Raw genomic sequence first — 16812 nt, forward strand, 5'->3', positions numbered from 1 at the left:
CCATGACTCAGTTCGAGCTTGAAGGTTCCGAGGTTCCGCACATCGCGCCGCTCCGTCCGCTTACGCGGACAACCTGGGGCCGATCCCCAAGCTAACCGTGGCCTCGCTGCTTACGCGGACGGCGGCATCGAGTCGTACGCGATGGGTGGGTTCCCGACGGGCATCTACAAGGGCCGAGCCGGGTCGATCTACAAGTTCGCGGAGCCGGAAAAGCGCTGAGCGGATTTCATCTCCGGCCGACCCGGGCAGGAGCGCCGCAACCTCGCCCCCTGGGAGGCGGCAGGCGGACGGCTCGGAGCATTCGGCGGAGAGCGCTACGCGAACGGCGGCACCATCGACGCCCGCGTGCTTGCACCGACGCCCGCGCACTACAAGACGAGCAACACCTACGGCTGGAAGACCATCGCGCCGGTCTTGCAGATGAACGGGCCGATGTACGCTTACGGCCCAACGAGGCACGCGACAACGATCACGAGGAAGCAGATGCAGGGCGCTCACCCTCTTTCGACCACTAGCACCACCCGCCCCCGAGGTCTGTAGGGTCAGACTTGTCGATCTCGGGGATTTTTCGCGTCCGGAGGACGATCGGACGGACAGGAGAGCCAGGCATGATCGTGAACGAACCATACATCTGGGGCGATGCGGAAGTGACATACCCGGACTGGTCTGGAACGGCGCAACTCGATCAGAGACGCACCGGACCTCAGCTTGAGGAAATCGTCGGCCTAGATCCCGATGTGTGGTTGATCCTCGGCATTGACATCGGCGGCGGTGAGACCGACCATGAGTTGCATGTGGTAGCTGTGCGCGTCGCTGACCTCCCCGATGACGGCAATGTGGTCCCACGGCTCGCGGCAGCTAGCGGGGGCGAGATTCCCGCTGTCTACATCCTCGTCCACGGCGCTGACCCCTACGCGGTGCTCAAGGTCGTCACGCACGCGTTCGAGCTGCACCTGCGCACGAGAAGCACACGCGCTTACCAGATTCGCATCGGCGAGTTCTCCAACAGCTACCCCGGCAGGGACTAGCTTGAACGTTTTCATAAGCCCGATTGGCGCGTATCGCTCGAAAGGCATCGGCCCCTCGTGCGAGAGAATAGAAGCTATCAAACGTCACTATTCTCGGGACAAGCGGCCGATGCGCTGCAACTCTACTACAGGACTTGATTCGGAGCAGCTCACGAAACTCGTTTCCCGAATCTAGCAGATCACGCGGTCTCGCGCGATGTCGACGGGACGAGTGGCGATCCTGAATCTGCGGAAACAGCTGCTTCTGGGACTGGGCATAATAGCTATGACCCAGCCCCAGAAAACAGATTGCCGCACCTTCGGCGCTGTTCGACCGCTCTAGACCGCATGGAACCTAGTAGGTGTTCCAATACGCCTTCTCAACGTTCAGGAGCGAATCGGATGTCGAGGCGCGCGCCCAGATACCCCTGATCTGAACGTCCTGGTAGCAGTCGTTGGCGATGGTGCCGTCGCATACCGTTGCACTGTGCGTCTTCGACTCGTGGTAGTAGTTCGAGTAGGCTCGATCGTGCTCGTCACCCCACTGCCAAACGCCTCCACCAACGTTTTCAACGTGAGTTGCTGCGGAAGCTGCTGTAGCTGGAGTCATTGCCAGGAAACCGACAACAACGAGAGACGCGACCAAACCCTTTGTCTTCTTACCCATTCGTATCCCCTTCTTCGATGAATCGAAGGTGATTCCCCTCGCGCATTTAATCTAGCAGAGCTATACTGCTCCGCGCAAGACCACCCGGCATGCGTATGAAAACCACATTCGGGCGAGCCGGGCCATGGGTGCGTCGAGCAGCCCAGCACGGCGATTGCTCCTCGCACCGTGAGTACCGGCTTACCGAGCTTTAAAGTACTTATATAGCCGATTCTGGTTCGTAAACATCACGCCTGCCGAGCTTCCCAGAAGCGCGAAACTCGCTGCCATGACGAGGTCGCGCAAAAAAAGTTGTGCGAAAGTGAAAAAAAGGCCAGCGCTGACCAGCATGGTAAGTAATAAGGCGATCGCGGAAGCAACTACCAGGGCAAAGATAATACTCGCCCCGGTTTCAACCACAATAATTGCTAGCAAACCCCAGCGGCTGATCCCGATCTCAAGGGAAGAGGCAAACTCAACGCGCCGCAATCCGCTCGCCAGGACTAGCCCAAGAAAGGATGCCAATGCCACGAACAACGGCGCAGACTCTGTGGCTCGACTTTCGAACAGTGCCGGAGCGGGATTTACGCGGCCTAATGAGCTATTTAGTTGACTCACGTCAATCGCTGTTCCAGCAGTACTCGCTTCGAGCGTGACTGTTGATCGCAGCAGTTGAAGGGAATCTCCCGAATTGGGCCAGTTTTCGGCCCAGCATTCGCTAAAAGAGGAACGGCTAGAAATGGGGACGAGGACCGCATATCTGAGGTCCGACCTTCGCCCGTCGTTAGGATAGGAGTAAACGCCAGCAATGCGCGCAAGTCCTTCTGTCGAGGGGAACGAGTCGCCCGCTACCACGCCGAGAGTCTCCGCAACGTCCTGAGCAAGAAAAATTCCGCCCGGCATATCACGATCGATTTTCGGCATTAGGAGGTGAATAAGAGAAGGAGATACCTCGAAAGTCGGAAGGGCTGAATTTGGCAATGCTGACGCGACAATATTTGTATCTGCGGGCCGTATCGCGCCGGCTGAGAGTTCAGTGCTTCCGTTCAGGGACTCGCACTTCGCCCCAGATATTCCATTTTCAACGGAAATGGTTTGTACACTCGCACCCGCGTTATGGAATCTATCCGCGTCACGGATCAACAAGGAGATGGTCGAAGCATCTATCGTGAATCCGGTAGCAATCAGCGCCGCCAAGAAACCTCCTACTAAGAGTGTTCTCGAGGTTCCGCTTACGATGTTCCGCCAGGCCTCGGATAAAATTGATGATGCGCGCATCACGTATAATCACCCAGACGAATTTCCTTGGAGCAGCTATCGCGGGTAGCGGGATCGTGCGTCGCGATTACGACAATGGTGTTTCTGCCGGCCAAGTTTATCAAACTAGTGTTTACTGCGTTGGCGGTTCGAAGATCGAGTTGCGCAGTTGGCTCATCGACTAGGAACAAGTCGGGGGCTGTTGCCATTCCTCTCGCGAGCATGAGCCGCTGAGCCTCTCCGCCGGAGAGTTCCTGAAAAAGACGATCGCCTGCGGCATGAAGACCAAATCGCTGCAGTTCAGCTCTCGCCAATTCTTCTGCGCTATTTCTACCGAATCCCCTCGCTAGAAACGGCTGGACAACGTGATCTAATGCTGTACGTCGAGATACGCCGTGCGGATTCTGGAAGACCCAGGCTTGCGTCTCGATGCCGGTCCATTCGACTTCACCGACCGTCGGCTTCTCCCGATTGGCAATGATGGACAGTAGTGAGCTCTTTCCGGAGCCAGAGGGTCCAGTAAGAGCGTAGGTCTCGCCGGCGACGAGGGTGGTGCTTAGGTGGCAAAAGAGAAACGCGTTGTCTACGAAGGCTTGACCCACGTCATTCAAAGCAACTTTGATCATGGAATGCAAGGAGTCTGTTTGGCGGGCGTGATGTAAATAAGGTTCCGTTCTAATTCTTCGACCGGCTGGATTAGTGTGAAGCCGAGTTGACTTGTGATTATTTTTACCGGTACGGAGGAAAGTTCTGTCGTCACGCAGCCATCGCTTCCGTTGAGATCATGAATAGCGCTAGGCGGAATGCTCAGTGCTTTGATCGGCTCCTTTAGGTGCGACGAGAAAGAAATTCTCGTTTCGCTCGCTTCAAGACTCGCGTAGGCTGCGGATCCCTGAATTGCTTGAAGCAGCGGAAGGTCTTGTTGAACTCGACCGCTTGACAGCTCGAACTCTTTTCCTTCAATATTGATCACCCGGGCGCCCGGTAGACCCTCATCTGGTGAGGCTGTGAGGCTCGCGGACTCAATTGTGGGCGGTAGCGACGCAAGACTAGTGCCCGGAGCAAGTTGTCGACCGAGCGCGCTGTCGCAGGACGCGACCGCGCTTGGTGTTGAGGGAATCCACACAATTATCGATTGGTCGAAAGACCCATTGTCTGGCGGCGGGGATGCCTCGATCTCTTTGAAGGCTGTTCGCAGTGCTCGGGAACCGGTGCTGTCCCACGTCGCATCTTCACTTAACGAGTATCCGAGGCCTTGTAGCGCTATTTTTACGGCGCGGACATCGTCGCCTTCATCCCCTTGTGAGAAGTTCCGCCAGAGGGGCATAGTGGTTGCGAGGTTCAGGAGCCGTTGCCCGTCAAGGGCGAAGTTGCTCTTTCCCGACTCCAATCCGGCGCCAGGCCTGCAATCGAGTTCAGTAATAGTACCGCCGCGGTTAGTAACGATATTGGTCGGGGGCGAGGTAGCTAGTTGCAGGTCCACCTCCCGCTCATCGGTGATTTCAGATGCGCTTGCGAAAGCGGTGTCGATTGTTCGCGCTGGGCTGAGTTCGATGGGCGGTTCGATCGAAGTTGTCAGAATGCCCGCGGTTAGTCCTGAGCAGAATATGGCGATCCCCGCGGTAGCAATGACAGATTTCGAGACCTTGAGCCGCTTACGCACTCGCATTAGCGTTGTTCGTTGGTGCCCGTTGAAGCGTAGTTCAAAGGATCGTCGCTGCAACCTTTAAACTCGTCGGTATCCACCATTCGATCTAAATCGACACCGTTTGCATAGTCGGCCGCCGTGTATGTCTTGTCGACGATTTGGACCTGCTTTAAGCAGTCAACCATGATCTGCGCCTCGTCAAGCCGAGTTGGGTTGCGTTCCATCGCGTCACGGATAGCCAAAATTGTAATGCCGTTCTTGGCGCTGCATGCCTGAATTTTGTCTTGTGAGACGTCGTCTGGGTTGGCGTAATTGAGGCGACCATCCGCGGCAAAACTTGCGCTCAAACCGAGTTCAGCCAAGCAGGACGTAATTTCGCCTTGGAAGTATGCGTACTCTTGGTCGCTAATTACTTCGTCTTCGAGCGCAAGCTTCTCGACCTCTGATTGCGCGTCGGCGAGGGCTGCGTCGAACAGGTCAGAGTACGGACCGCTGAATTTGCCACTTGACGCCACTGGTATATTCGCCTTGGGCCCGACTTCTTCGACGATTCGAGAGCATCCCGCGAGAGCAAAACCCGCGAAGATAGACGTGATGACGACGAGTTGGATTTTCTTCATGAGATTGTTTCCCTCGGGGCGGTTCGACGGAGATTAAGTTGAGATTTAGTCGAATCTTAATTTTTTGATTGTGGCGTTGCATCAAACCCCCGAAATACCAGTCAGGTTGAGCTCCGACCGAAGTGTTAATGCTTAAGATAGCGGAACTATTGCTCCTTCGCAAGGATCGTCTACTTAGAGCGTTATTCATAAGCATTTACCAGCCGAGTCGGTAAAGTTCGAGGCGGGTGACGGTGCGAATGAGGTTGGGAAGTTCTGTAAGACGTCCGCGATAGCCGGAGGCTTATGCAAAATCCCCTCGCACACCCAGCGAACGAGCCTCTGACCAGGGCTTTTGTGAAGCCCTACCCGAATTTTGCATAAGCCTCCCGGTCTTGAGGATTTTCCAGTTCTTCCAGTGCGCGATGCATCTTTCGACCGCCGAACGGATGGAGGAGATGTATCGGTTGGCTGTACGTGTGTTGTCATCATGTTGTCCGTGGTGAAATTTTTTCCGGGGAGTGACTGCGGTGGTTCCGACGTACGCTGGGTCCGCTATCCACTCGGCATTATCGAGAATCGGTTCCCATCCACACAGGCTGATGGTCGCTCGGTCGTGCCGAGCGCCGGGGGTCGGATCGGACACGCAAAGCAAGTTACCGTTCACGTCCGAGGCAACTTGCACGTTCAGCCCTTGACGGTGTCGCTTCCCGGAGTAGTTCGCTCTCCCCGTCACGGCGCGGTTCCCGGTGGGAACATCGGTGCCGTCGACCAGGACCACTCGGCCCTGGATAGCCGTCTTTAAACACACCCCCGACAAACAGCAGGCCTGCTCGATCAGCGGGACGATCCGCCGATATGCGCGAGAAATCGTGGGCTGCGACACACCGAACATATCCGCGATAGTCGCTTGGTTCACGTTCTGCCGCAATAAGATCAGGGTCATAACGACCTGCTCGCGAATGTTCAGCAGCACCGGGCGTCCCGAAACCTCACCCCTCCCCGCGACAATCTGCCATATCCGACAGATCAGCTCCGTCAATTGCTCCGCATCCAGGCCTGTAGTAGAGTCGTACCGCATCGGCTTCCCGTTCCGAAAATAGCGAGCTTTGGAACTTCTATTCTCCCGAATGGGAAGCCGATGCCTCGGAACGACACGCCCGAGTCAGACCTTATGAATAACGCTCTTAGAGCGTTATTCATAAGCATTTACCAGCCGAGTCGGTAAAGTTCGAGGCGGGTGACGGTGCGAATGAGGTTGGGAAGTTCTGTAAGACGTCCGCGATAGCCGGTCTTGAGGATTTTCCAGTTCTTCCAGTGCGCGATGCATCTTTCGACCGCCGAACGGATGGAGGAGATGTATCGGTTGGCTGTACGTGTGTTGTCATCATGTTGTCCGTGGTGAAATTTTTTCCGGGGAGTGACTGCGGTGGTTCCGACGTACGCTGGGTCCGCTATCCACTCGGCATTATCGAGAATCGGTTCCCATCCACACAGGCTGATGGTCGCTCGGTCGTGCCGAGCGCCGGGGGTCGGATCGGACACGCAAAGCAAGTTACCGTTCACGTCCGAGGCAACGTGCACGTTCAGCCCTTGACGGTGTCGCTTCCCGGAGTAGTTCGCTCTCCCCGTCACGGCGCGGTTCCCGGTGGGAACATCGGTGCCGTCGACCAGGACCACTCGGCCCTGGATAGCCGTCTTTAAACACACCCCCGACAAACAGCAGGCCTGCTCGATCAGCGGGACGATCCGCCGATATGCGCGAGAAATCGTGGGCTGCGACACACCGAACATATCCGCGATAGTCGCTTGGTTCACGTTCTGCCGCAATAAGATCAGAGTCATAACGACCTGCTCGCGAATGTTCAGCAGCACCGGGCGTCCCGAAACCTCACCCCTCCCCGTGACAATCTGCCATATCCGACAGATCAGCTCCGTCAATTGCTCCGCATCCAGGCCTGTAGTAGAGTCGTACCGCATCGGCTTCCCGTTCCGAAAATAGCGAGCTTTGGAACTTCTATTCTCCCGAATGGGAAGCCGATGCCTCGGAACGACACGCCCGAATCAGACCTTATGAATAACGCTCTTAGAGCGTTATTCATAAGGTCTGTTTCGCGCGTGTCGCTGTGAAGACATCGACTTCTCGCGGGAGAGAATGGAAGTTCCTACACACCATTCTTGAAGCGAGAAGTCGATGCGCCATGACTCTACTACAGGTTTGACCTCTGGGCAGGTGACGGAGTTGGTGGCTCGAATATTCCAGGTCCTGTCCGGGCGTCCATCGTTGCCTGGCCGCCCCGCGCTTCTCAACCTGCGGGAGCAGGTCATCCTGACGTTGCTGCTGTTGCGACAGAACCTGAACCAAGCCGCCGCCGCGGACCTGCACGGCGTCTCCCAAGCCACCGTCTCGCGGATCTACCGGCGCATCGTTCCGCTGATCGAGCAAGCCTGTTGCTTCTCAGGGATTTCCCTGGAAGAAGCTGTCCGAGGCCGTGTCGTCCTGGTCGATGGGACAGACGTTCCCACCGGGAACCGCGCGAAAACGGGTCGGTCGACTTACTCCGGGAAGCGGCACCGACAAGGCCTCAATGTGCAGATCGCCGCAGATCTGGACGGCGGCCTCCTCGCCGCGTCAGACCCTGTCGCCGGCGCCCGTCATGATCGTGTCGCTCTCGCGCTCTGCGGCTGGGAGCCGATCCTCGATGACACGGACTGGATCGCCGACCCGGGCTACATCGGCACCACCGCGACCACTCCCCGCAAACGACCCCACGGCACCACCCTCGACGACAACACCAAGAAATCGAACCGGGAAATCTCCAGAACCCGATCCGCAGTCGAGAGGTGCATCGCCCACTTCAAGAACTGGAAAATCATCGCCACCGGCTACCGCGGACGCCTCAGCGAACTCCCCGCCATCATCCGCACCATCACAAAACTCGAACTCTACCGACTCGGCTGGTAAACAACCTTATGAATAACGCTCTTAGGCGTTTGAGGTGCCCCATTCTTTCTGGACCACCGCGGAATTGGTAGGATTACCGCGATGACCGAAAGGAAGGCCCGGGATGTCCAGTTCCCGTGGGAAGTATTCTCCGGAGTTCCGCGTGGAGGCAGTGCGCGAGGTGATTGATAGGTCGCGATCCGTCGCGGACGTCGCTCGAGAGCTCGGACTGGTTCCGCAGACCCTCACTAATTGGGTGGCTGCGCATCGCCGAAGCAGTGCCGGCGGCGAAGAAGAACTGACCGTTCAGGACAGGGCGCGAATAAAGGAACTCGAACGGCGGGTCCGCGAACTCGAAGAGGAAAACCTGTTTTTGGGAAAAGCATCCGCGTTCTTCGCGAAGAAGTTCCGCTAGCCGCCAAGCTCGAACTCATTCGCCGCGAAGAACGCGACCCCAGCCGCACGCTATCAATCCGCGGACTGTGCCAGGCGGTCGGCGTCAATCGATCTAGCTATTACGAATGGCGCGATCGCAAGACCTCCGCAACCGCTGAATGGCGTATAGGTATCACCGAACTCATCCGAACAGCCTTTCAGGCCTCCGATGGCACCTACGGCTACCGCCGCATCACCGCGCAGCTGGCGCGGTGGGGCCGTCCAGTCGCCCACGAGACCGTCCGCCGGCTCATGCGCGCAGCAGGACTGGAACCCTGCCAGCCCAAGCCCTGGCGGCCGGTGACCACGACCCCAGGCGATCCGACTGACATCCCCGACCTCGTCAAGCGGGACTTCACCACAAACCGACCCGGCTGCAAATGGGTCGGTGATATCACCTATATCCGCACCTGGGAAGGATGGGTCTACCTCGCGACCGTCCTCGACTGCTATTCAAAGAAGGTCGTCGGGTACGCCCTCGCCGACCACATGCGTACCGAACTCGTCAGCGAAGCTCTCGAAATGGCGGCAAGGAACCAGCCGAACCGGGCCGCGAAAACGATCTTCCACAGCGACCGCGGCTCCGTTTACACCTCCGCCGACTTCGGGAAACTCGCGAAGAAGCTCGACATCAGACAATCGATGGGCCGGACGGGAGTCTGCTGGGACAACGCGTGGGCCGAATCATTCAACGGAACACTGAAGAACGAGCGCTGCAATCGCACTCAATATCCGACAAGAGAGAAAGCGATCCGCGACGTGACACGGTACATCGAACTGCGTTACAATCAACAACGACTTCACTCGGGGCTTGACTATCGGACCCCGAACGAAGCCGAGCAGGCATGGATCACCGAGAACCTCGCCGCGTAGACAACTATTCAACTGGTCCAGGAAACGTTGGGCAGCTCAGTTATGGGGTGCGGTGCACCTAGTCGGTGTCCATCACGTCGTCGTCCTTCTCGGAGGGCATTTTGTCTTCCCGTAGGTAGACGCCCTGCGCAATTTTGCGTAGCTGGCGAACGGCCGAAGTCGCCAAAGCGACGAGGATAAACAGGAAAAGCAGAACCACTGCGCTTGCGATTTCGTTTATCATATTAGCCGCTCCCTTTCTGGTTGCTTATGTTCTGAGTCACGTTATCATGCTACGCCGGCGTGGCGGTGCACTTGCTCGGGCCGCACCTAATGCGGCTCTTCGGACTTCTGGTGGGGCCGGGGGTGACGCGCGGGGTCGTGTCGTGACGGGCTGAGGCGGACTGAGGCCCTGAGGATCAGTAGCGACCAAGCAGCTCTTCCCCGGGAGTCCTCGACCCGTGCCCGATGTTACGAGGTGCGCCGCTGCGTGCCCATCTTCTATTGTCTACTGTGATCACTGCGATGCGCTCGTCGGCCTCGGCGGCCTCGGCGGCCTGCGCGCGGTGGCCTTCGAACGCCGTGTTGATGGCGTGCTCGTGATCGATGTCGAGTCGCCGGCGGGGTGCCCGGGTGCGGGCAGGTCGCCGAGTCTCGAGGGCGGAAGGCGCTGGTATTGGTTGATGCGCCGATGGGTGCGGCACCAGTTCGGGGGCAGTGGCGCAAGCGCCGGTTCCGGTGCGTCGACGAGGCGTGCCAGCGGAAGGCGTTCACGGAGAGTGAATGTTTGCCCAAAATGTACAATCGAGTTGGTGGTACTGCCTGTTCGCTTCGAGCAGTCGAAGGCCTTCTGAGCTGCACAACGTTTCCTGGACCAGTTGAATAGTTGTCTACGCGGCGAGGTTCTCGGTGATCCATGCCTGCTCGGCTTCGTTCGGGGTCCGATAGTCAAGCCCCGAGTGAAGTCGTTGTTGATTGTAACGCAGTTCGATGTACCGTGTCACGTCGCGGATCGCTTTCTCTCTTGTCGGATATTGAGTGCGATTGCAGCGCTCGTTCTTCAGTGTTCCGTTGAATGATTCGGCCCACGCGTTGTCCCAGCAGACTCCCGTCCGGCCCATCGATTGTCTGATGTCGAGCTTCTTCGCGAGTTTCCCGAAGTCGGCGGAGGTGTAAACGGAGCCGCGGTCGCTGTGGAAGATCGTTTTCGCGGCCCGGTTCGGCTGGTTCCTTGCCGCCATTTCGAGAGCTTCGCTGACGAGTTCGGTACGCATGTGGTCGGCGAGGGCGTACCCGACGACCTTCTTTGAATAGCAGTCGAGGACGGTCGCGAGGTAGACCCATCCTTCCCAGGTGCGGATATAGGTGATATCACCGACCCATTTGCAGCCGGGTCGGTTTGTGGTGAAGTCCCGCTTGACGAGGTCGGGGATGTCAGTCGGATCGCCTGGGGTCGTGGTCACCGGCCGCCAGGGCTTGGGCTGGCAGGGTTCCAGTCCTGCTGCGCGCATGAGCCGGCGGACGGTCTCGTGGGCGACTGGACGGCCCCACCGCGCCAGCTGCGCGGTGATGCGGCGGTAGCCGTAGGTGCCATCGGAGGCCTGAAAGGCTGTTCGGATGAGTTCGGTGATACCTATACGCCATTCAGCGGTTGCGGAGGTCTTGCGATCGCGCCATTCGTCATAGCTAGATCGATTGACGCCGACCGCCTGGCACAGTCCGCGGATTGATAGCGTGCGGCTGGGGTCGCGTTCTTCGCGGCGAATGAGTTCGAGCTTGGCGGCTAGCGGAACTTCTTCGCGAAGAACGCGGATGCTTTTCCCAAAAACAGGTTTTCCTCTTCGAGTTCGCGGACCCGCCGTTCGAGTTCCTTTATTCGCGCCCTGTCCTGAACGGTCAGTTCTTCTTCGCCGCCGGCACTGCTTCGGCGATGCGCAGCCACCCAATTAGTGAGGGTCTGCGGAACCAGTCCGAGCTCTCGAGCGACGTCCGCGACGGATCGCGACCTATCAATCACCTCGCGCACTGCCTCCGCGCGGAACTCCGGAGAATACTTCCCACGGGAACTGGACATCCCGGGCCTTCCTTTCGGTCATCGCGGTAATCCTACCAATTCCGCGGTGGTCCAGAAAGAATGGGGCACCTCAGCCCTCCGGCACGGGGAGACGGAGCCCCCGAATGGCACTTTCCGTCGCAAGTTCCCATTTGCTCGGGTGGTGACGACCCCGATGCTTGTCCCACAGCCATTTGGGAGGATCAGCACACACGAAATGGTTGAGAGCCTCCTCATGCGAGGCGTCGGCCAGTACCCACGTGGGCTCGCTATCGACCAGCGTTCTTCCGAGCGCTCAGGCGCCGACGGACCGCGTCGACCTTCGCAGGGTCGACGGTTTTCCTGCCGATGCCCTGGTGGAACGCAAGAGCAAGGTCTGCGCGTTCGGAGTCGCTCATGCCGTCGTTTGCATCGGCGGCGGACCCTACTTTGCCAGTTCGCTTCAGTGTCATCACGGGAACCATCTCCTGACCCTAGCCGCTGAGCCCGCGCACCCGCTGAGCTGAGTGGCCCTAAGGCGGGGGTAATTTCGAGCTTCGAGCGTTATTCATAAGGTCTGATTCGGGCGTGTCGTTCCGAGGCATCGGCTTCCCATTCGGGAGAATAGAAGTTCCAAAGCTCGCTATTTTCGGAACGGGAAGCCGATGCGGTACGACTCTACTACAGGCCTGGATGCGGAGCAATTGACGGAGCTGATCTGTCGGATATGGCAGATTGTCACGGGGAGGGGTGAGGTTTCGGGACGCCCGGTGCTGCTGAACATTCGCGAGCAGGTCGTTATGACCCTGATCTTATTGCGGCAGAACGTGAACCAAGCGACTATCGCGGATATGTTCGGTGTGTCGCAGCCCACGATTTCTCGCGCATATCGGCGGATCGTCCCGCTGATCGAGCAGGCCTGCTGTTTGTCGGGGGTGTGTTTAAAGACGGCTATCCAGGGCCGAGTGGTCCTGGTCGACGGCACCGATGTTCCCACCGGGAACCGCGCCGTGACGGGGAGAGCGAACTACTCCGGGAAGCGACACCGTCAAGGGCTGAACGTGCAAGTTGCCTCGGACGTGAACGGTAACTTGCTTTGCGTGTCCGATCCGACCCCCGGCGCTCGGCACGACCGAGCGACCATCAGCCTGTGTGGATGGGAACCGATTCTCGATAATGCCGAGTGGATAGCGGACCCAGCGTACGTCGGAACCACCGCAGTCACTCCCCGGAAAAAATTTCACCACGGACAACATGATGACAACACACGTACAGCCAACCGATACATCTCCTCCATCCGTTCGGCGGTCGAAAGATGCATCGCGCACTGGAAGAACTGGAAAATCCTCAAGACCGGCTATCGCGGACGTCTTACAGAACTTCCCAACCTCATTCGCACCGTCACCCGCCTCGAACTTTACCGACTCGGCTGGTAAATGCTTATGAATAACGCTCTTCGTCAGATTTCGATGCTCGAAATCCTCTCATCGTGGTGCCCGCCGACGATTGATCAGTCGGCGATGCGCCCCAGCCATTCGTCGAGCAGGAGGCGCTCCCCCGCACTCAGGCGCTCGATCGCGGGAAGCGCCGTGCGCAGGGCGACGGCGTGCGCGACGACCGCGCGAGCCGCGGGGTCGGTGGGGCCTGCCTCCGCTGTGGTGATCGCCGCGAGGACGGACTCGCGGGAGCGGGACGAGAGCTCGTCGTCGGGGTCGGCGAGGGCGGTCAGGGTGAGGGTGCAGCCGAGCGCGGCTGCTTGCAGCAGGCGCGAGGCGCGCTCGATGTCGACCGTGAGGCGACCGGCCTCCGCGACGGCGCGGACCGCGTCGAGGAGGACGCCCCGGGACAGGCGCGCCGCTTCCGACTCCTCCCCCGGTCGCGCGGTGAACATCAGCGCGTAGAGGTGCGGTTCGGCGAGCCCGAAGGCGACGTGGTGGTCCCAGGCGGCGCGGAGGGCGTCGACGGGGTCGGTCGGTGCCTCGCTCCGCTCGAAGTCGGCGAGTGCCGAGGCGAATCCGGCGGCCGCCGCGGAGTCGAGGAGCCCGCGCAGGTCGCCGAAGGTCCGGTAGATGGTGGGCGCCTGCACCCCCGCCGCCGCACTGATAGCCCGCGTCGACACAGCATCGCGCCCGCCGTCGGCCAGCAGCTCCACCGTCGCCCGGAGTATCCGCTCCCGCGTCGTCCCGCTCGCACTCACGCTACCGACGCTAACACGACCCCGTTAGCGCCTCGTGTCGAGGATCGGCCGGGGATCGTCTCAGCCGTGTCAGCGTCGTCGTGCGGTCCCGAAGATCCCGCGCACCACTTCTCGCAGGAGAGTCCTGCCTGCGCTCGAGCCCAGGACCTCCTCGACAACGGTCTTGTCGCGGCGGGTGGTGCGGGTCCCGCGCGAGGTCGGTGTCGTGCGCCTCCTGGAGCGCTCTGCGGCCTGGTCGGCGGCGCGTTCGGCGGCGATGCGCTCCTTGGCGCGGCGGGCGGCGTCCGCGGCGTCCTCCTTCGCACGGCGGGCGTCGTCGGCGGCCTGCTGCTCGGCGGCAGCGCGGGCCTCCTCGGCCTCGGCGGCGGCGTCGAGCCGACGGGTGAGGATCTCGCGGGCGGAGTCGCGGTCGAGGGCAGTGCCGTAGCGGGCGAGGAGCGGGGAGCGCTGGACGCTCGCCTCGCGGTCGGCCTCGGGAGTGGGCTTCATCGAGCCCAGCGGTGCGCGCAAGCGGGTCCAGGCGACCGGGGTCGGGGCGCCGCGCTCGTCCATCACCGTCACGATGGCCTCGCCGATGGGAAGCGCCTGCAGGACGGAGCCGAGGTCGTAGTCGCTCTCGGGGTAGGTCGAGACGGTCGCGCGGAGGGCCTTCGCGTCGTCGGGGGTGTGCGCGCGGAGCTGGTGCTGCACCCGGGAGCCGAGCTGGGCGAGGACGTCGCTCGGCACGTCCTTCGGGGTCTGCGTGACGAAGACGATGCCGACGCCCTTGGAGCGGATCAGGCGTACGGTCTGCGTGATCGCCGCGAGGAAGTCCTTCGACGCGTCGCGGAAGAGCAGATGAGCCTCGTCGAAGAAGAAGACGAGCTTGGGCTTGTCGAGGTCGCCGACCTCGGGGAGGTCGTTGAAGAGGTCCGCGAGCAGCCACATCAGGAACGTGGAGAACAGGGCCGGGCGGTCGGCGACTCCGGGGACCTCGAGGAGGCTGACGATGCCGCGCCCGTCGGGGGCGGAGCGCAGGAACTCGGCGGTGTCGATCTCGGGCTCGCCGAAGAACACGTCGGCGCCCTGGTCGGCGAACGCGATCAGCTCACGGAGGATGACTCCGGCGGTCGCTGTCGAGAGTCCGCCGAGCTCGGCGAGCTCCGCCTTGCCCTCGTCGCTGACGAGGTAGGTGAGCACGGCACGGAGGTCGGAGAGGTCGACCAGCGGGAGGCGGGCGCTCTCGGCGTAGTGGAAGACGAGGCCGAGGCTCGACTCCTGCGTGTGGTTGAGGCCGAGCACCTTCGACAGCAGAAGCGGTCCGAAGCCGGTGACGGTCGCTCGGACGGGGACGCCGGTGCCGATGCCGCCGAGCGCGAAGTACTCGGCGGGCGCCGCCTCCGGCCGCCAATCCTGGCCGATACCGCGGGTGCGGGCGAGCAGCGCGTCATTCGCGGTGCCGGGGGTGGCGAGGCCGGACAGGTCGCCCTTGATGTCGGCGGCGAAGACGGGGACGCCGTGGGCCGAGAGCTGCTCGGCGAGCACCTGCAGGGTCTTGGTCTTGCCGGTGCCAGTCGCGCCGACGACGAGACCGTGCCGGTTGAGCATCCCGAGCGGGATGCGGACGGGGACGTCGATCCGAGCGTCGCCGTTGACGAGGGCGCCGAGTTCGAGGGCCGGGCCGGCGAAGGCGTAGCCGGTGCGCACGGCGTCGACGGCGCTCTCGGGGAGCGGGCCGGGGGCGGGGGCGGCAGGCGCCGCATCCGCAGTAGCTGCGGGCGCGTTCAGAGCCGCGGCCGCGGCCTCCGCTCGCGCGAGCGCTTCGGCGGCCTCGGCCTGCAGTCGGCGAGCGGCGTCCAGGGCCACTCGCGCCTCGTCCCGCGCCGAGGCGAGGGCGTCGTCGTCACTCATGGGCTCAGCCTAGGGTCGCGGCGGCTCAGTCCTCGCGGACGTGCCAGGACTGGCCGTAGCCGCCGTCGGCCTCGGGCCGGGCCATCAGTTCGAGGAACGGGTCGGCGCGGAGCGCCTCCGGGCCGAGCACTCCGGTCCCGGTCCAGGCGCCGGTCGCGAGCAGCTCCAGCGCGATCACCGGGTTGAGCGCCGTCTGCCAGACCACGCACTGGGTGCCGTACTCGGCCATCGTCCACTCGTTGTCGCTCACGTGGTAGAGGTACACCTCGCGGTGCGTGCCGTCCTTCGCGCCCGAGACGAACAGACCCGCGCAGGTCTTGCCGGTCATCCGCGGGCCGATGCCGGCCGGATCGGGCAGGGCGGCGGCGACGACGTCCCGCGGCGAGACCCGGACGGGGCCGCCGGCCGAGCGGACCTTCAGGGGCTCGGTGCGGTCCAGGCCGAGGAGGTGGAGGGTGCGCAGGACGCCGATGAACTGCTCACCGAGGCCGTACTTGAAGGTGACCTTCTTCGCGTCGAGCCAGCGCGGCATCAGCAGCACCTCCTCGTGCTCCACGTTCACGCACTCGACCGGGCCGATGCCCTCCGGGAACTCGAACACCTCCGGCTCCGAGAAGGGGGCGGTGGTGTACCAGCCGCGATCGCGCTCGAAGACCACCGGCGGGTTCAGGCACTCCTCGATCGTGGTCCAGATGGAGAAGGAGGGCGCGAAGATCTCGCGGCCGTCCTCGTCGTGCACCACCAGATTCGCGCCGTCGCGCACGCCGAGCTCGTCGATCTCGTCGAAGAGGTGATCGGAGGCGTAGCGGGCGAAGACGTCGGAGAGGCCGGGCTCAACGCCCATTCCCACCAGGGCGAGGCGGCCGCGGGAAGACCACTCCTCCGATGCGGCGAACTGCTCGTCGCCGAGCATCACGCCGGTTCGCTCGTGCGGAGCGTCGGGATGGGGCGTCGACAGGCTCATCGCCATGTCGAGGTAGTCGGCCTCGGCGGCCAGGGCGCCGGCGAAGATCGCGGGGACGAAGCGCGGCTCGACCGCGTTCATCACGTGGGTGGCCCCGTGCGCCCGGGCGACGGTCTCGACGTTCTCGGCGTCGGAGGCGTCGATCCGGGCGGCGACGAAGCGATCGTCGACGCCGTGGCGCTCGGCGATCCAGGCGACGGTGCGCTCGGCCCGGTCGAGGTCGTAGTCGCAGACGATGATCTGCTCGAAGAAGGAGCGGCGGGCGGCGATCTTGGCGAAGGCGTCGCCGACGCCGCCGGCGCCGACCAGGAGGATTCTCATGGGGACACCGTAGCGACGGA

General features: G+C 61.5%; 15 protein-coding genes. 4 read left to right on the forward strand and 11 right to left on the reverse strand.

Features of this window, described 5'->3' with window-relative positions:
- Positions 1 to 608: 608 nt before the first annotated feature.
- Entirely contained in the window at positions 609 to 1028 is a 420-nt protein-coding gene (locus A6122_RS11325) for a hypothetical protein (protein WP_068254976.1), read from the forward strand.
- Between the two features lie 334 nt (positions 1029 to 1362).
- On the opposite strand, the gene A6122_RS15965 is transcribed toward A6122_RS11325, so the two are convergent.
- From A6122_RS15965 to A6122_RS15980, 7 genes are all read right to left on the reverse strand, one after another.
- Positions 1363 to 1674 carry a lactococcin 972 family bacteriocin gene (locus A6122_RS15965; RefSeq protein ID WP_084416005.1) on the reverse strand — a complete coding sequence of 104 codons (312 nt, stop codon included), beginning with the start codon at positions 1672 to 1674 and terminating at the stop codon, positions 1363 to 1365.
- Between the two features lie 180 nt (positions 1675 to 1854).
- The gene (locus tag A6122_RS16650; protein ID WP_146085102.1) at positions 1855 to 2850 is read right to left on the reverse strand and encodes a hypothetical protein; all 996 of its coding nucleotides are present in this window, start codon (positions 2848 to 2850) and stop codon (positions 1855 to 1857) included.
- Between the two features lie 80 nt (positions 2851 to 2930).
- Complete coding sequence (locus A6122_RS15970) at positions 2931 to 3536, reverse strand: ATP-binding cassette domain-containing protein (RefSeq protein ID WP_104261919.1); 606 nt, start codon at positions 3534 to 3536, stop codon at positions 2931 to 2933.
- Positions 3533 to 4573, reverse strand: coding sequence for a hypothetical protein (locus tag A6122_RS16655; RefSeq protein ID WP_146085103.1), 1041 nt, complete (start codon positions 4571 to 4573; stop codon positions 3533 to 3535). The genes A6122_RS15970 and A6122_RS16655 overlap by 4 nt, the downstream gene beginning before the upstream one ends.
- A gap of 5 nt (positions 4574 to 4578) precedes the next feature.
- The gene (locus A6122_RS11335; RefSeq protein WP_068254982.1) at positions 4579 to 5178 is read right to left on the reverse strand and encodes a hypothetical protein; all 600 of its coding nucleotides are present in this window, start codon (positions 5176 to 5178) and stop codon (positions 4579 to 4581) included.
- Positions 5179 to 5461: 283 nt separating this feature from the next.
- Positions 5462 to 6238, reverse strand: a complete 777-nt coding sequence (locus tag A6122_RS15975) for a transposase family protein (protein WP_208855024.1) — start codon at positions 6236 to 6238, stop codon at positions 5462 to 5464.
- A gap of 128 nt (positions 6239 to 6366) precedes the next feature.
- Entirely contained in the window at positions 6367 to 7137 is a 771-nt protein-coding gene (locus A6122_RS15980; RefSeq protein WP_084416006.1) for a transposase family protein, read from the reverse strand.
- Between the two features lie 214 nt (positions 7138 to 7351).
- Between A6122_RS15980 and A6122_RS11340 the strand changes: the two genes are divergently transcribed.
- Both A6122_RS11340 and A6122_RS11345 read left to right on the forward strand, forming a co-directional pair.
- Positions 7352 to 8122 (forward strand): transposase family protein, encoded by a 771-nt coding sequence (locus tag A6122_RS11340; protein ID WP_084416007.1) that lies wholly within the window; start codon positions 7352 to 7354, stop codon positions 8120 to 8122.
- A 103-nt stretch (positions 8123 to 8225) separates the two neighbouring features.
- Positions 8226 to 9409 (forward strand): IS3 family transposase gene (locus tag A6122_RS11345; RefSeq protein WP_157593812.1). Its coding sequence is split into 2 segments (ribosomal slippage): positions 8226 to 8478 and positions 8478 to 9409, totalling 1185 coding nucleotides; the frame shifts between segments, so codons are not numbered across the junction.
- An 869-nt stretch (positions 9410 to 10278) separates the two neighbouring features.
- On the opposite strand, the gene A6122_RS11350 is transcribed toward A6122_RS11345, so the two are convergent.
- A protein-coding gene (locus A6122_RS11350; protein WP_157593813.1) for an IS3 family transposase occupies positions 10279 to 11462 on the reverse strand; the annotation gives its coding sequence in 2 pieces (ribosomal slippage) (positions 10279 to 11210 and positions 11210 to 11462; 1185 coding nt in all).
- A gap of 623 nt (positions 11463 to 12085) precedes the next feature.
- Here A6122_RS11350 and A6122_RS15985 point away from each other — a divergent pair.
- Entirely contained in the window at positions 12086 to 12856 is a 771-nt protein-coding gene (locus tag A6122_RS15985; protein WP_084415932.1) for a transposase family protein, read from the forward strand.
- Between the two features lie 74 nt (positions 12857 to 12930).
- Here A6122_RS15985 and A6122_RS11355 read toward each other — a convergent pair whose 3' ends face one another.
- From A6122_RS11355 to A6122_RS11365, 3 genes are all read right to left on the reverse strand, one after another.
- Positions 12931 to 13617 (reverse strand): TetR/AcrR family transcriptional regulator, encoded by a 687-nt coding sequence (locus A6122_RS11355; RefSeq protein WP_068254986.1) that lies wholly within the window; start codon positions 13615 to 13617, stop codon positions 12931 to 12933.
- Positions 13618 to 13686: 69 nt separating this feature from the next.
- Entirely contained in the window at positions 13687 to 15507 is a 1821-nt protein-coding gene (locus tag A6122_RS11360; RefSeq protein WP_068254987.1) for a helicase HerA-like domain-containing protein, read from the reverse strand.
- A gap of 25 nt (positions 15508 to 15532) precedes the next feature.
- On the reverse strand, positions 15533 to 16792 hold the full coding sequence (locus A6122_RS11365) for a saccharopine dehydrogenase family protein (protein ID WP_068257556.1): 1260 nt from the start codon (positions 16790 to 16792) through the stop codon (positions 15533 to 15535).
- Between the last annotated feature and the right edge of the window lie 20 nt (positions 16793 to 16812).

Source organism: Rathayibacter tritici (genome assembly GCF_001641005.1).
Classification (GTDB): domain Bacteria; phylum Actinomycetota; class Actinomycetes; order Actinomycetales; family Microbacteriaceae; genus Rathayibacter; species Rathayibacter tritici.

What these genes read in the sequence shown, in the direction of transcription:
- A6122_RS11325 (WP_068254976.1), top strand. Translation starts at nt 609, where the DNA reads ATGATCGTGAACGAACCATACATCTGGGGCGATGCGGAAGTGACATAC.
- A6122_RS15970 (WP_104261919.1), bottom strand. Translation starts at nt 3,536, where the DNA reads ATGATCAAAGTTGCTTTGAATGACGTGGGTCAAGCCTTCGTAGACAAC.
- A6122_RS11365 (WP_068257556.1), bottom strand. Translation starts at nt 16,792, where the DNA reads ATGAGAATCCTCCTGGTCGGCGCCGGCGGCGTCGGCGACGCCTTCGCC.
- A6122_RS15980 (WP_084416006.1), bottom strand. Translation starts at nt 7,137, where the DNA reads ATGCGGTACGACTCTACTACAGGCCTGGATGCGGAGCAATTGACGGAG.
- A6122_RS15985 (WP_084415932.1), top strand. Translation starts at nt 12,086, where the DNA reads ATGCGGTACGACTCTACTACAGGCCTGGATGCGGAGCAATTGACGGAG.
- A6122_RS11340 (WP_084416007.1), top strand. Translation starts at nt 7,352, where the DNA reads ATGCGCCATGACTCTACTACAGGTTTGACCTCTGGGCAGGTGACGGAG.
- A6122_RS15975 (WP_208855024.1), bottom strand. Translation starts at nt 6,238, where the DNA reads ATGCGGTACGACTCTACTACAGGCCTGGATGCGGAGCAATTGACGGAG.
- A6122_RS11360 (WP_068254987.1), bottom strand. Translation starts at nt 15,507, where the DNA reads ATGAGTGACGACGACGCCCTCGCCTCGGCGCGGGACGAGGCGCGAGTG.
- A6122_RS15965 (WP_084416005.1), bottom strand. Translation starts at nt 1,674, where the DNA reads ATGGGTAAGAAGACAAAGGGTTTGGTCGCGTCTCTCGTTGTTGTCGGT.
- A6122_RS11335 (WP_068254982.1), bottom strand. Translation starts at nt 5,178, where the DNA reads ATGAAGAAAATCCAACTCGTCGTCATCACGTCTATCTTCGCGGGTTTT.